This is a genomic window from Schaalia radingae, assembly GCF_900106055.1.
In the GTDB taxonomy this organism is placed as follows: Bacteria; Actinomycetota; Actinomycetes; order Actinomycetales; family Actinomycetaceae; genus Pauljensenia; species Pauljensenia radingae_A.
In genome coordinates this window covers 298312-313741 of record NZ_LT629792.1, presented here as the reverse complement: position 1 = coordinate 313741, position 15430 = coordinate 298312, and the positions used below count along the sequence as shown (strand labels likewise).

At 60.4% G+C, this 15430-nt stretch carries 8 protein-coding genes; 1 reads left to right on the top strand and 7 read right to left on the bottom strand.

What is annotated here, in order from left to right:
* Positions 1-8: 8 nt before the first annotated feature.
* The 3 genes from BLT69_RS01365 to BLT69_RS01355 all read right to left on the bottom strand — a co-directional run bounded on the left by BLT69_RS01365 (position 9) and on the right by BLT69_RS01355 (position 11053).
* Positions 9-6236, bottom strand: a complete 6228-nt coding sequence (locus BLT69_RS01365; protein WP_162272388.1) for an Ig-like domain-containing protein — start codon at positions 6234-6236, stop codon at positions 9-11.
* A gap of 322 nt (positions 6237-6558) precedes the next feature.
* Positions 6559-8274: a glycoside hydrolase family 13 protein gene (locus BLT69_RS01360; protein ID WP_092648197.1), complete on the bottom strand. Its 1716-nt coding sequence runs from the start codon at positions 8272-8274 to the stop codon at positions 6559-6561.
* A gap of 313 nt (positions 8275-8587) precedes the next feature.
* Entirely contained in the window at positions 8588-11053 is a 2466-nt protein-coding gene (locus BLT69_RS01355) for an ATP-dependent Clp protease ATP-binding subunit (RefSeq protein WP_070728138.1), read from the bottom strand.
* Positions 11054-11266: 213 nt separating this feature from the next.
* Between BLT69_RS01355 and BLT69_RS01350 the strand changes: the two genes are divergently transcribed.
* Positions 11267-12424: a glycerate kinase gene (locus tag BLT69_RS01350; protein ID WP_092648196.1), complete on the top strand. Its 1158-nt coding sequence runs from the start codon at positions 11267-11269 to the stop codon at positions 12422-12424.
* Here the strand turns inward: BLT69_RS01350 and BLT69_RS01345 are convergent.
* From BLT69_RS01345 to BLT69_RS01330, 4 genes are read right to left on the bottom strand one after another with little or no spacing between them, the layout of a single operon-like run.
* Positions 12372-13013 carry a GNAT family N-acetyltransferase gene (locus tag BLT69_RS01345; RefSeq protein ID WP_092648195.1) on the bottom strand — a complete coding sequence of 214 codons (642 nt, stop codon included), beginning with the start codon at positions 13011-13013 and terminating at the stop codon, positions 12372-12374. The two genes, BLT69_RS01350 and BLT69_RS01345, sit on opposite strands and share 53 nt — an antisense overlap.
* An 8-nt stretch (positions 13014-13021) precedes the next feature.
* A complete protein-coding gene (gene dtd / locus BLT69_RS01340; protein ID WP_092648194.1) occupies positions 13022-13447 on the bottom strand; it encodes a D-aminoacyl-tRNA deacylase in 426 nt (141 codons plus the stop codon).
* A 2-nt stretch (positions 13448-13449) separates the two neighbouring features.
* Positions 13450-14640, bottom strand: a complete 1191-nt coding sequence (gene ygfZ / locus BLT69_RS01335; RefSeq protein WP_257590365.1) for a CAF17-like 4Fe-4S cluster assembly/insertion protein YgfZ — start codon at positions 14638-14640, stop codon at positions 13450-13452.
* Complete coding sequence (locus BLT69_RS01330; RefSeq protein ID WP_092648192.1) at positions 14633-15376, bottom strand: heme-binding beta-barrel domain-containing protein; 744 nt, start codon at positions 15374-15376, stop codon at positions 14633-14635. The genes ygfZ and BLT69_RS01330 overlap by 8 nt, the downstream gene beginning before the upstream one ends.
* Positions 15377-15430 lie beyond the last annotated feature (54 nt).

Below are 15430 nucleotides of genomic sequence, written 5' to 3'. Positions count from 1 at the left end.
CTCACCTGTTATTGTGACGTTTCGCATGTGAGGGTGCCATCCTGTAACCAGTTCTTCATGGTTTCCTGATCTGTCACACGGGTAGGTGCATTCGAGGCATACGGATACCCTAACGTCCTGATTTCGAATCTATACGTCTGGTCATCAGCATCTGACTTAAATTCGCAACGCAATGGCAGAAGACTCAGATCCCACACATCTGCCTGCACCTTGAAAGTATGGCAGTCATCGAACTTGTCTGACATCTCAGCATCGCACTTGGCAGGCATCGGTCTAATGGTGCCCCGTGCCTTGCTGGTGGCCGCAGCCTCAATGCTCTTTTCGATGTTCTCGGCATGAACAACCAACTTGAAGTTTATTGCCTCTCTGGTGTCCACATCGATGTGCCGGCTCGTTTCCGAAACGGGAATGTCCTCGCTCTTTCCGTTGTACTTCACGGTGATCGATGTGATGGGAGCTCCGGCGTTGTGAGTGATGGCCCACGACAGGTCGACTCCGTCCGGCGTACTGGTTGCCGTGAAGCTGTCAATCGTCGGCTGTCCGTACGTCATCACCACTACTTCTTCAGTCGCTGGCCCGTCGGCGCGGCCGGGAGCAACCTGCCTGAATGTAATCCGCGCCTCCTGCCCGTCAGGCAGTCCCGTGATGGTCTTGCCCTGCAACGGTGTCCACTGACCTGCATTCACCGAATACTGAAGCTCAAGTTCTCCGCGATTGTAACCGTTACCTTTTTTCGTTTCAGCCGTCACCTTCGCGGTACCTGCTTCTCCGGTTGCTGTAACCGTCGGAAGATCGATCACAACCGGCGTCGAGAACACAGTGAAACGCTTGGATTTGACCTCACGTGACGATCCTGCCGCATTGTCAACCCACACGGTGGCTACCACGCCTTCCTGCGGCTGCGCCTGCAACGTGATTTCCCCAGACAGCTCACCGTTCAACGCGACGTCACCCTTTCCGCCACCGCTCAATGTGACGTGCGCAGCGGTCAGCGGACTGCCGTTGTCCGACTCGACTGCCCAGCTGACACTGACCGCAGCAAGGTTTGGATCATCGGCAGAAGGTGTTGACCGAATGTCCGTGATCGACACCTTCAGAGGCGGCCCAAAGGGCGCGACCTGGGCAGATGGCTCGGATGGTTGTGAGGGTGACGGCGAGGAATTCAATGCCACAACAGAGGCATAGTAGGGCTGACCGTTCGTCAGGTTGGTGAATGTCACTGATGTCGTTGCGCCGTCTACTCGCTGCGTCTGGCCGTCAGAGAGCGTCACTTCGTACGCGGTGATCGGTGACCCTTCATTTGCCGGTGGATTCCACGTCACCGTCACCGACCCGTCGCCAGCAGCAAGCGTCGGGGCGGCAGGCTGGGATGGTTGAACGTCGACCAGGACAGGCTCGGATGCAGGAGACGAATCGGATGCGCCAACATCATTGTGTGCCACGACTGAGAACGAATGCTTCAGGCCGTTCGCCAGACCGCTAAGCGGGCAGGACGCAACATCGCAAGTGAACTCCTGACCGGTCGTGACATCCGTCAAGGTGAAGGAGGTAATAGCCGCGCCATTGTCCGCTCCGGGCTGGAACGTCACAGTTGCACTGCCAGGGCCCGTGGCCATCACCGACACGTTGGATGGTGGTTCGGGCCGATCGCGCACGACTAACCGCACGTTGCCTTCTACAATGCGCCCCGGATCATTGGTGGCATCAATCAGGCGATAGTTGACCGTCATTTGCCCGTGGAAACCAACAGCTGGCGTGATGTGGAGGACTGTGCCCTGCGGATCCACGGTGCCTTCACCGATTTCAATCTGGCTTGACACGATCCGTATCGGCGTTTCCGGGAACGGGTTGATCGTGTACTTCGTCAGATCGATCGTTTCCGTACCGCCAGCGTTCGCAGCGTCGATGAGCGCGTCCGACACCTGAATGAGTGGCCGCGTGGAGGCGACAACCGTCACCGGGATCTCACCGACTACCGGCCCTGACCCGTCATCAACACTGATCGTGACCTGGTCCGTGGTGCCGGTGGCCTGATCAACGCCGGCCTGAAGGGACAGCATATGCCCATCAAGTTTCGCGCTGACAACACGAGGACTCTTCACCAGCGCATACTTGAATCCTTTAGGGTCAGCGTCGTCCGGGTCATCGACCATCGCCGACAGGTCCAACGTGATGGGTTCTTCACCTGCAGCCACACGCGCACTCGTCGGGATGAAAGCCGGTGGCTGGTTCTTCACTGCCTGCACCACAATCGGCAGGGAGAGCACAGCTGATAAGGCTGATGTATCCGATGCAACACCGTCACGTACTTCAAAGGAAACGGATGTCTTACCGGAAAATTCCGGGTCGGTGTGCAGGGTGAGGCGATGCTGGTCCTCCAGCACGATCTTCGGATCCAGCCCCCATGATGCTTTGAGCCTGGATTCGTCCGTGATCATCGCGGTACGGCCCGCCCTCGTAATGACGTGGTCCCGAATGTCGATGACGACGTCACTGCCGGCCCGTGCCTTGATCGGCAGGTGCGACTGGTCCAGGCGCGGCCTGGTCTGATCGGTTCCCGGAATCGACACCACTGCGGAGGATGAGAGGCCGTCCTGATCGGTAATCGTGTAGACCAAGAGCCGTCGAGTCTCGTATGCCTTCGCTTCAATGATTCCGCCCTTGACTTCAGCGTCGGGAGCGCGTGTGGACACAACCAGGTCTGCGACGGTTCCGTCGGGATCCTCATCGTTTTCCACCACGTTAATCGGCACAATCTCACTGTCAGGCATATCAGCCAGCGCCACAACGTCATCGCGAGCGATCGGAGGCATCAGGGGCGCATCGTTCTTCGCATTGATCGTCAACGTCCCGTTGTCCACACCGCCACGCGAGTCGGTGACCTGGTAGGACATGACGTATGTTCCGGCAGCTTCTGGAACCTCAACCTGGATCCCGGTTCCCACAATTTCAGCTTCGAGGGCGTCGTCCAGCACGCTGAGCGAATCGGGAACCAGCGAGATTGAATCCCCGTCAGGGTCAATGTCGTTGGCTAGAACGTTCACCATGATCGTGCGCCCAGGTTTGACCAACAGAACGTCTTTAACAGCAGTGGGTGGCTGATTACTACCCGCCGGTGGCGCAATACCGACGCGCACACGTGCGGTTGCCTGCTTGCCCTGACGGTCCTCAACGATGTAGGTGAATACGTCCGTGCCGGTGGTCTTGCGCGCAGGCGTGTATTCGATCCAGTCAGTGCCCAATTCAATCGTTCCCTTGGACGGTGCCTGCTCGATACCCACCAGTGTCACGGAATCGCCGTCAGGGTCGATCGTGGACAGTGGGACAGGGATTCGAGTCGTCTGCCCTGACACGGCCCACGCTGTCAGAGGGCGAGGTTGCGGTGCCGCGTTGGCACCTTCGAGGGCGACCACTTCGAACACGACTGTCGATGTCGCCATGTTGCCGACCATGTCGTGCACCGTGTACGACACATGCATCACACCTGGCGTTGTGCCTGCTTCCAAGCGCACCAGGTTACCTGTTACAAAGGGGGTTCCGACCTGCGAGTTTTCCTCGAACTGCAGTTTCGGATCGACTTTCATTGCCAGGCCGGCCGGCGAGCGATCGTTTTCCAGCACGGGGACCGAAGCAACGTCTCCGACACGCACTTTGGCATGGTCGGGCTGCAAAACGGGTGGTTTCTTGTCGTCGAGCGCTCGTGACGGGACGACTGTGATCCGCGCTTGGGCAGTATGGGACCCGTTGGAAACGGAATACTGGAAGCTGACGGCTTCATCGAGGCCGCCAGGTGCCGTGATGCGCAGGAGGTGGCGATCGACCAGTGTGACGCGCAGGCCCAGTTTGTCCGTCGGCTCCACCTGCTGAATGACCAGGACGCCGCCGGCTGGATCGGAGTCATTATTCAACGGTGCGGCAAGTGCTTCACCGCCAGCAGGCAGGACAACCAGGTCATCGTCAGCAACGGGGACTGCATTGGAGTCAGCTTCCACCACGTCAATGCGAATGATGCCCAACACGGTCGAAGGGCCATCTGAAATGGTGTAGGTGAACTGGTAGGTACCCGGTGCCTGTGCTTTGAACGTGATGGATCCGAGGGCCAGGTCGGGCGTGAGCTGTGTTCCGGCTGGAGCTTCAGACACACCAACCAGCGTCAGGCCGTCACCGTTGGGATCCGTATCGTTGGTCAGCGGTTCAATTTCGAGGGCTTCTCCGGCTCTCGCCACATAGAAATCGGCGTGCGCAACAGGTGGAATGTTGCCTGGTGGCTGTACGACGATGGGTACGACACCTTGCGTTTCGGCACGCCCGTCAGAGACTACGACGTTCACCTCGTACTGGCCGGGCGCTGCGCCCAGATCCCGGATATTCAGGGTTCCTTCTTCACGGTACTGCACCTGGATACCGTCAGGAGCACTGGCAGACTGCAGGAAGATCGGGTCGCCGTCCGGGTCGTTCCAGTCCGGCAGCACGTTGTACTCAATGGCAGCTCCCGCTCCCAGTTTCTGCGGGTTCTTGCGGATCTGCACCGGGCCGGCGTTCTGACCCCAGGGGTGCACACTGATCGTCACCGTCGCACTGTCAGATGCCTGCCCGTCGTATGCCTCGTACACAAAAGTGGTGCTGCCCGACGCATCATCGGGCACGTCCGTCATCTGCAACGCCTGGCCGCCACGCGTCGGTGTCACCGCTCCGATCTGAGGCTGGCTGATCGGTCTGGCTGTCAGAACATCACCATCGATATCCGTGTCATTTTGCAGTACAGGCAGCGTGGTGGCTCGGCCTGGCCTGACACCGAACTCATCATCAACGGCGTCAGGTGGAGTGTTCTTGTCCTTGCGCTGAGGGTCGATAATTTCGTCGGTGTATTCAGGCGATTCCTCTTCTTCTTTTTCCTTGTCGATCTCCTGGTCGATCTCATCCCAATCATCCATGAACGCCATGTTCATGTCGGGTAGCCAGATGCCACCCTCGTTAATTTCGTTGAGGACGATGAGCTTACGGTTGGTTCTAAACGAGATGTTGCGCGCAGACTTGAGGGTGTCAACATCCATCGACGTGTCATTGGCAGAGTCGTCACACAGACGCACATAAGAGCCCGAGCCTGCCCACGCGCCGTACGAGCATCCTTCGTGTCGTGTGGGAGCCGCCGGCTTTCCTGAACGGTTCTGCTCATTCGCGGGGGTGATCGTCACGGGATCGCCGTTGAGGGGAACGCTGATCAGGGAATTCGGGTTGGCCAGTACAACCGCGTCATGGTCGGGGCCGGGATTTTGCAAGATGGCATCTGTTGGGACGCCTTCATCGGACAGGGATCGTGCGGACCCATCGGGGAGGAACAGCGTGTTGGTTGACTGGTCGAGGGCGACTGGTTGTTCACCGACCGCCGTGATCTGCAGCAATGCGTCGGCGCGCATATCAGGGATGTCGACACTGTGTTTCTGATCGACATAGCCGCGGCGCGTGACTGTCACGAACTGGCCGGTTGCTGCCGACACCGCCATGACGGTTCCATTGACGCTGGTTGTCACCACACCTGAGGTAAGGCCTGTTTCGATCGCGCTGTCGTCTCCCATCGGCACGGTCGAGGGCTCGGATGCCGGCAGGACCCACAGGTTTCCTTCCGCGCCGTCCAGCACACCGATCCGTTCTCCGCCTTGCACTGCCTGGGCGCGTTCAGTCAGCGACGTTGTCGCACCCATGCGCACGCCGGCCACGTCAATCGGAGCGATCGAGTTAGTGCTCTCATCAGAAAACGTGACGGTATCTGCTGCCTGGCCGATGTCGAATTGGGCGGCGTCTGTGCGCAATGCGGCATCGAGGCGCCGAGCCTGGTAGTTGAGGTGACCGACCAGTTGGCGCGAGGAGTTTGTCACCCATATGCCACCGTCATTCACGTCGATCTGGGATGTTGGCACGCCCGGATGAAGCAGCGCCAGCGTGGTGACAATCAGGCAGAACACCAACACGATAATGGCTGGGATTTTGCGTCGATTTTTCGCGAGTTGCTTCTTGAGTTGTCGTCCTCGTCGACTCAGGTGAAGCCGGCGTGACAGCGTGTTACCGCCCTGATTGGCGGGCGAGTACTCGTCGCCGGGAGGCATCGGGGGTGCAGAAAGAAAAGGGGAAACGTTGTTGCCGTTCACTGACTTGGATCCGGTAGCGGGTTGGGTGCCTGATTCGGATTGCCCAACGGGTTCAGGTCGACTCTGCGGAAAATCAGACGTCGTCCTCACTCTCGCCTCCTTCATCACGGTCTCATTGAAACAATGATCAGCATGTGACGGCTCTGCGCATCAGATGATCCACCTGGCGGCGGGCAGGCTCACGTCCTCTCAAAGAAGTGGAGTCGCATACGCAGAAACAACTGCAACCGCAGTAAGTCTGACACGAAAATCCGAATAAAGACAGAGGCAGGCGAAAATTCGTTCCTATTTCTCACGTGTATCGCGCTCAGTTGTCGGTTCCCACGCGGGCGAGGGATGGAGTCCCCACGACCCGGGCAGAGGCGCCGACAATGCGACGCTTCTGCGCGGACCCGAGGGGGTTCACGGTAGCTTAGCTGCGCGGTGCGCACCAGATGGTTGTCTCGCCAGGCAGGACACCGTCGGTCAGAGGCTCACTGGTCAGGATGGCTGTGCTGGTGTCGAATGGGATCGGCTCGGTGCTGAAGTTCGTGATCACGTCCCAGCCACCGGGACGGCGCAGGTGCAGCACCTGGTCGCTGTACGGTGCCTCGATGCTGTCGTCGACCCATTCCATTTCTTCGGCGCCCTGCAGTGTGCGGCGCAGATGCAATGCACGCCGGTACAGAGACAGCGTCGAGTCTTCGCGGGCAGATTCCACGTCTACTGCGCTGTCTGCGAACCATGAGGGTTGCGGCAGGTGGGCCGGTCCTCCAAATCCGAAGTTCGCGGCGTCATGGACCCACGGCAAGGGGACGCGGCAGCCGTCGCGACCGATTTCTTTCTGATTGGTGCGGAAGAACGTCGGATCCTGGCGCTGGTCGGCCGGGATTTCCGCCACTTCATGCAGGCCGAGCTCTTCACCTTGATAGATGTAGGACGATCCGGGCAGTGCCAGCATGAGCATGGTGGCGGCGCGCGCACGACGCAATCCCTGTTCACGGTGAAGCTCCGGCTGGGTGCCGCCTGTCAGCAGCCAGTCCTGCCCCACCGGCTTGTCGGGCCTCGGACCATGAGTGCGCACTGCATCGGGCAGGCCGTAGCGCGTGGCATGGCGGACAACATCGTGGTTCGACAACACCCATGTGCTCGAGGAACCTGACGAACTGGCCAGCTCCAAATTGTCGGTGATAATCGTGCGGAACTGGTCGGCGTTGAAGTCGGCTTCAAGCAGGTCGAAGTTGAAGGACTGTCCCAGGCTGTTCGGGTTTGCGTACCGAGGCACCCGGTCAGGATTCACCCACGCCTCGGCAACCGCTGTGCGCGGCGGATCGTAGGAGTTGAAGACCTCACGCCAGGTAGCGTAAATGTCCTGAACCTCGTCGCGGTCAAAGATGCGGTGGTGTCCATCCATCGGCATAGCGTCGAGTTCTGCCTGGCTGGGCAGCGGTTCGCTGAGGTCTTTCGCCAGTCCGTGGGCGACATCAATGCGGAAACCATCGACACCGCGGTCAGACCAGAAGCGCAGTGTTGTCAGGAAGTCCTCGCGCACATCGGGGTGATCCCAGTTCAGATCCGGCTGCTCGCGGGCAAAGAAGTGGTAGTACCACTGTCCGTCTTCAACCTGTTCCCATGCGGCACCGCCGAACGTGGAGGTCCAGTCCGTCGGGGGCTGCGAGCCGTCAGGGCCTGTGCCTTCGCGGAAGATGTAACGTTCACGCGCCGCTGACCCGCGGCCCGCTGCCAGAGCTTCCTGGAACCAGGGGTGCATGCGTGAGGTGTGGTTGGGCACGATGTCAACGATGACGCGGATGCCTCGCCCATGCAGGGCCGCGATCATTTCGTCAAAATCGTCAAGCGTCCCCAGGCGTGGATCCACGTTGCGGTAGTCGGCCACGTCGTATCCGCCGTCAGCCAGCTCGGAAGGATAGAAGGGGCTGAGCCACACAGCATCCACACCGAGGCCAGCCAGGTAGTCTGCCCGTGAGGTCACACCCTTGATGTCGCCGAGCCCGTCGCCGTTCGAGTCAGCGAAGCTGCGCGGGTAGATCTGGTACACAACCGCCTGGCGCCACCACAGTGGGTCTGTGCTGAGCGTCGTGTCGGCGTCAACGCGTGCGTGCGACTCGGGCGTAGGTGCTGCAGGCATCAGGGTCTCCTTAGGTTTTGGCATCGCAGCAATTATGGCAAAATCTCGTCGGCGCTGTTGGCTGAGATGGGCGTGCGAGAAGGAGATTTATCACCCTCGTGTGCAAGGGCTCAACTGCGTGCAGGAGGGGTCACGTGTGGCAGGAGTTCTTCGGACGCTGCAGGCTGCTTCGTCCCCGCGCAGCTGAAGATATTTGTCGAGGGTGGCCGCCTGGATGACCGTGACCAGTTGTCGCCTGGAGCCGAACTACCGTGGCCGGTTGGCCCCTAACCACGGTAGTCAGCCGCTACACGCAGGCCATGCGACCAGGCGATCAGATCCCCGTGAACGTAAATTCACGCTGGTCGCCCTCGCCGGCAACATCGACGGTGACAACCTGACCCGGCATGATCTCACCGAACAGGATCCGCTCAGACAAGGCGTCCTCAATATCGCGCTGGATGGCGCGGCGCAGCGGCCTGGCACCCAGAACAGGGTCGTACCCGCGGTCGGCCAGAAGTTCACGCGCAGCATCGGTGATCTGCAGTTTCATGTTCTGGTCCTCCATGCGCTCCGCCAGGCGACCGATCATCAGGTCAACGATCTGCGTGATCTGCTCCTTCGTGAGCGGCGGGAAGACGATGACGTCGTCAACACGGTTGAGGAACTCGGGGCGGAAATGCTGCTTGAGCTCCTCATTCACCTTCGACTTCATGCGCGAGTAGTCGTGCGTGAGGTTGTCGGCGGACTGGAAGCCGGTCAGCACACCCTTGTTGATGTCGCGCGTGCCCAGGTTGGTGGTCATGATGATCACCGTGTTCTTGAAGTCCACCTTGCGTCCCTGTGAATCGGTCAGATGACCTTCTTCCAGGATCTGCAGCAAGGAGTTGAAGATATCGGGGTGAGCCTTTTCAACCTCGTCAAACAGGACGACAGAGAACGGACGGCGACGGACCTTTTCAGTGAGCTGGCCACCCTCGTCGTATCCAACGTACCCGGGAGGTGCACCGAACAGGCGTGATGCCGTGTGCTTCTCGGAGAACTCGCTCATATCTATCTGGATCAGCGCATCTTCATCACCGAACAGGAACTCCGCGAGAGCCTTGGCCAGCTCAGTCTTACCGACACCGGTCGGGCCGGCAAAAATGAACGAACCACCGGGGCGTTTCGGATCTTTCAGGCCGGAACGTGTGCGTCGGATAGATTGCGATAGTGCTTTGACAGCCTCTTCCTGGCCGATGACGCGCTTATGCAGCTCATCTTCCATCTTCAGCAGCTTGGCAGATTCGGTCTGAGTCAGCTTCACCACCGGGATGCCGGTCGACATGGCGAGCACTTCAGCGATTTCCTCTTCAGTGACCTCCGCGATTTCCTCGCGTTCGCCACCCTTCCACGCATCTTCCTTCTCGCGACGTTCCTCGCCCAGTTTCTTTTCCTCATCACGCAGGGAGGCGGCACGCTCAAAGTCCTGATCATCGATCGCGGCTTCTTTGGCCTTGCGCACATCAGCGATCTTCTCGTCGATTTCACGCAGCTCGGGTGGTGCCGTCATGCGGGCGATGCGAAGGCGGGCACCGGCTTCATCCATCAGGTCGATGGCCTTGTCAGGCAGGAAACGGTCAGAAATGTAGCGGTCTGCCAGCTCGGCTGCGGCGCGGATCGCCTCATCGGTGATGATGACGCGGTGATGCGCCTCGTAGCGGTCACGCAGCCCCTTCAAGATCCCAACTGTCTCATCCACAGAGGGTTCCTCGACACGCACCGGCTGGAAACGACGCTCCAACGCAGCGTCCTTTTCCACGTGCTTGCGGTACTCGTCAAGCGTGGTGGCACCGATGGTCTGGATTTCGCCGCGAGCCAGCATTGGCTTGAGCATCTGAGCGGCATCAATGGAGCCTTCAGCAGCACCGGCGCCGACCAGTGTGTGGATCTCATCGATAAACAAGATAATGTCACCGCGCGTGCGGATCTCTTTAAGGACTTTCTTCAAGCGTTCTTCGAAATCGCCGCGATAGCGCGACCCGGCGACCAGGGATCCCATATCCAGTGAGTAGATCTGGCGGTCTTTAATCGTCTCCGGCACGTCGCCATGCACGATCGCCTGAGCCAGGCCTTCGACAACAGCGGTCTTACCGACACCGGGTTCACCGATCAGCACCGGGTTGTTCTTCGTGCGACGCGACAGCACCTGCATGACGCGTTCCATCTCCGTCTTACGACCGATCACCGGATCAAGCTTGCCTTCACGTGCAGCCTGAGTCAGGTTGCGACCGAACTGCTCCAAAATAGCGGAGTTCGTCTGACCGGGGTCGCGCACAGGGTTGCCCGATACGCCCACCGCCTCGCGGTTGTCCCCATCGCTCTGGTAACCCGACAGCAGCTGAATAACGGCTTGACGCACCTGCGACAAGTCAGCTCCCAGCTTCGTCAGCACCTGAGCTGCAACGCCCTCGCCCTCTTTGAGCAAACCGAGCAGCAGGTGCTCAGTGCCAATGTAGTTGTGACCCAACTGCAGTGCTTCACGCAGCGACAGCTCAAAGATTCTCTTGGCACGCGGCGTGAACGGAATGTGACCTTCGACAGGCTTTTCGCCCTCGCCAATAATGTCGATGACCGCTTCACGCACCTGGTCGCGCTCAATGTTCATCATGTCGAGGGCTTTTGCTGCGACTCCCTCGCCCTCGGTAATGAGGCCCAGCAGCAGGTGCTCAGTGCCGATGTAGTTGTGGTTGAGGTTCCTGGCTTCGTCCTGTGCGAGGACGACGACTCGCCGAGCTCGGTCGGTGAACCGTTCGAACATGGCTCCTCCTGATGTTCACGAATGGGATGGCGCAGACACGGGTGCCTGGCGTTTTCAACTGGTTCCACCCTACGGGCTGATTGGCGCGGTCGCTTGAATGTTCACTACAGGCGAGCGGAAACACTGCCAGTTGTCTGCCTCGCGTGCGCACACAAGCACGTCAACACGCTGCCTACAATCAGAGCAAACCGCGCCGCGACAGAGAGGACTGCCATGAAAATCGTCTGCGCTCCTGACAGTTTCAAGGGGTCGATGACAGCGATGCAGGCGGCGCGTGCACTTGCTGACGGTGTTCGTGCAGTCGTACCCGATGCGCAATGCGAGGTGGTTCCGCTGGCTGACGGCGGAGAAGGCTTCGCGCAGGCCATCGCGGATGCCCTGGGGGCGCAGTTCCACATCGTCGAGGTTCACGACTCGCTCGGCCGCCCTCGTGAGGCAGGGTTCTGGACGGCAGGTGGCAGCGCGGTCATCGAAGTTGCCGAGGCTGTCGGGCTGGGATTGGTCGCGGCTTGCGACCGGCGAATTTGTTCCATGACCAGCGCTGGAGTGGGTGAGCTGATCTCGGCAGCACTGGACCTTGGTGTTGAGGAGATCCTCATCGGGCTGGGCGGGTCCGGCACGAACGATGGCGGAGCGGGAATGCTGCGCGCCTTGGGTATGAGCTTCATTGACGAGGGTGGCCGTGACGTCGACGGTTCGCCGGAGTGCCTGGGAAAGGTTCGACGTATTGACGTGTCTGGCCTGGATGGGAGGCTGAGGGATGTGCGCGTGCGCGCCGCATGCGATGTGGACAATCCGCTGTGTGGGCCTCGGGGCGCATCCGCTGTATACGGGCCTCAAAAGGGTGCGACACCTCGCGACGTCAAGGTGCTGGATCGTGCGTTGGCAACCTTCGCGCACGCTGACCCGGCCGCGAGCGCCCATGCCGACAAGGCGGGAGCTGGAGCGGCAGGTGGGCTGGGGTTTGCGCTGTCAGCTTTCCTGGGCGCTTCGTTGGAATCAGGGGTGGATCTGGTGATGGAAGGCGTCGGGCTGGCGGAAGTGCTGCGCGGGGCTGACCTTGTGCTGACCGGCGAGGGGTCGATCGACCGGCAAAGTGTCATGGGCAAAACCATCTCCGGGGTGGCGCGCCTGGCACGCGAGGCCGGCAGCGTTCCTGTCATCGCGTGCGCCGGCAGAATTGAACAGGGGCAGGCACTGACTGATGAGCTGTTGCGATGCGGAATCATTGCCGCTGTCCCGATCGTGCCCGGGCCGTGTTCAACGGATGAGGCGGTGTCATCGGGCGAAAGGAACCTGCGTGCCACCGCTTCGCGTGTCATGCGGATCTGGATGGCCCGCGCAGAGAAATCCCCATGGTGTAGCCGCTGACGGCGCCATCACTGCCTCGGTCTTCACGCAGCACCTCAAGACCATTTTTGGCATAAAAGCCGATGGCACGTGAATTGTCCGCGTCAACCCCGATGGCGATGCCGTGTGCGTGCGAGCGCGTGGTCACCGCCTCGGTGAATCTGCCAAGAAGCTGCGTACCGAGCCCGCGTCCCTGCACATCGGACAGCAGGTCGATGTGAAATTCGGCCTCATAGGTGCGGCGAAGATCCGACCACATGGAATCAGGATTGAGGCCGCGTTCAAGCAGTTCACGCTCGCCCTCTGGCCACAGCTCCGTGCCGCCGAAACGCTCGCGCAGCACCGGCACCCAGTGGTCGCGCCACCAGTTCACAAAGGAAGCAACATCGGGGACACCCACGATGTATCCACTGATGCGTGAGCCAGTATCAACCACAAACGACCAGCTCGGAGCGTAACTGACGTACGGCAGTGCGTAAATGTAGGGCAGAATTTCATCATCGGTGAGCCTGCCCCGCGCTCCCCTGCCACTGTCGGCCGTATCAATGCAGATTGAGATCAGATCAGCTGCGTCCGTTAACCGGTACGGGCGAATATGCACCTCCGCCATGGTTCCGTCTACGCCTCAACCAGCACAGTAAAGGGCCCGTCGTTGACCAGTTCAACCTCCATGTGGGCGCCAAACTGGCCGGTCGCCACTTCCAGCCCACGCTCACGCAGCCCCTGAGCCACGGCATCAATCAGCGGTTCAGCCACAGGGCCCGGCGCAGCTGCCGACCACGAGGGTCGCCGGCCTTTACGGGTACTGCCATAGAGTGTGAACTGCGAGACGACCAGGACCGCGCCGCCAATGTCGCTCACCGATTGTTCATCGTCCATGATCCGCAGCTCCGCAATTTTGCGCACCACCGTGTCGACCTGGTCGGGGCCGTCCTCGTGAGTGGCGGCGACGAGGGCGAGGATGCCGGGGCCACTGATTTCTCCGACAACTTCACCATCGACGCGCACGCTCGCACGAGTCACCCGCTGAAGTACTGCTCGCACTGTTATGCCTTCCTTCCACCTGACATATGCGGTGATCCTGCCGGCGGAATATCCAGCCGGCGCAGGTCCTTGTTCGTCAGGTCCTTGCCGGGGCGCTCATCGGGTGAATCTTCACTGCGACCGTCACGCGGCACGATGATTTCCTGCGCAGCGCTGACCCCGTCAATGTCAAAGACCGTGTCTTCTGGGACGTTGCGCGAAATGAGCGCCAGCGCAACGGGGCCAAGTTCGTAGTGCCGTGCAGCTGATGTCACCACACCCACCTGCCGGTTTCCACGCATCAGTCTGGCTCCACTTTCCGGCAGATCTCCGCGTGAGCCATCGAGTTGCAGGAAGGTCAAGCGCCTGGGCGGTTTACCGAGGTTCACCACACGTGCCACAGATTCCTGCCCACGGTAGCAGCCTTTATGCAGATGAACGGCGGTGCGCATCCAGTCGAGTTCAGCCGGGATGGATCGAGCGTCCGTGTCCCGTCCGATAAGAGGACGCCATGCCGCAATGCGCAGTGCGTCCCAGGCAAGCATTCCGGCAGGCGTCATGCCGTCGCTGTAGCCCGCCACACTCATCATGTCGGTGATGGCGCCGTCGCCCTCGACAATGTGGAGGTGGAAATGCGTGTCAGATCCCGGGTGCTTGCTGCCTGCAAAGTAACGCGTGCCGCCTTCCACGACTCCTGGCCACGGGTCATCCCACGTGAACAGGTATCCCGGCAGATGACGTGCTGTTTCAGCAAGCGGATCGGTCTGGGCGTCAGAGCTGACAGTGCCGATCACGCGAATGTCGTGGCGCGCCGCCACTTCGACGCGCAGCATGAATTTCATGGACTCGAGCCACTGGGCCAGTGCGCCGACGCGGTTACGCACAGTTACCAGCCACGTCGTTTCACCGTCATCGTGGATTGCTGCGGCGTGCTCGATGCGGCCGTTGGCATCCAGCACCAGCAGTTCCTTTGATTCTGCAGGCGTCATGCCGTTGATGATCTGCGAAGTCATGTTCGTGAGCCATGACTGACGATCAGGCCCGCTGACGCACACGGCTGCCAGAGTGGACAGATCCGTGAAGGCCCGCGATTCAGCCAGTGCCCACTGCTCCCCGATCGGGTCGCCATAGTGAATCGGCAGGCCGACCCACTCGCCCTCACCTGCAACAGCTTTCGACCAGGTCAACAGTGGCGAATGCAGCTGATCAGTCATCGCTGTCCTGCGCATCGACGCCACCATGGTTCGCCGCAGCGTTGCTCGGCGTTCTTGCAGAATCCGATGTGACAGCGTCCCCCTCGTCAATTCGCATGAGACGACCGGAAATCGAGGTAATCGACTCGCCTGCACCCACCATTGTGACGTCCTGAGCCCACATGAGTTCACCTGCGACCAGGCCGAACATGCGAGAGGCTTCCTCAACGGGTTGAGCGTGTGGGCTGCGTGCGATCGCGTCGGAAATCATGCGTACGCGCGGCCCCATCGACACTCCCGCCCACAGCGTCGCCAGACCTTTCTGATCCGCGCCACTGGCAGTGAGCTCTCGGGTCTGGAACTGTCCGGGAGGGGGCAGCTCCTGCGTCGTCGGCATGACGCTGACGTACACGGTTTCCTCATTGATCAGGTCCTGTTCGACGAGGGCGGCCAGGCCTTCCTCGGTCGAGGCACTCGGATCAAGCGACTGAACGCGCGAGCTTGCCGAGTAGATGCGGGTCACCATGCGCATCTGTGTGCCCACGGCTTCGCACGTGATCTCTTCAATGACCATCTGATCGGGCACATCGTCACTGTCGGCCGAGGTGGCGGGGGCGTTCTGGTCGGATTCTCCGGACGAATCGGGGGTGGCGGGCGCCGCGTGCGATCCGGCAATCACGCCCCAGCCGCGCCACTGTCCCAGCATCCACGCCAGGGGTGCAATTTCTCGAGGAGTGTTCTCATCAAGTACAAACATGCTTCTTACTGTACGGGCCTTCACCACGATTCACGAGGGCGACCAGCAATTCTC

Bases quoted from the DNA above. Each gene is read 5' to 3' on its own strand.
- BLT69_RS01360 (WP_092648197.1), bottom strand. From the start codon at position 8,274: ATGCCTGCAGCACCTACGCCCGAGTCGCACGCACGCGTTGACGCCGAC.
- BLT69_RS01355 (WP_070728138.1), bottom strand. From the start codon at position 11,053: ATGTTCGAACGGTTCACCGACCGAGCTCGGCGAGTCGTCGTCCTCGCA.
- BLT69_RS01350 (WP_092648196.1), top strand. From the start codon at position 11,267: ATGAAAATCGTCTGCGCTCCTGACAGTTTCAAGGGGTCGATGACAGCG.
- BLT69_RS01345 (WP_092648195.1), bottom strand. From the start codon at position 13,013: ATGGCGGAGGTGCATATTCGCCCGTACCGGTTAACGGACGCAGCTGAT.
- ygfZ (WP_257590365.1), bottom strand. From the start codon at position 14,640: ATGACTGATCAGCTGCATTCGCCACTGTTGACCTGGTCGAAAGCTGTT.
- BLT69_RS01330 (WP_092648192.1), bottom strand. From the start codon at position 15,376: ATGTTTGTACTTGATGAGAACACTCCTCGAGAAATTGCACCCCTGGCG.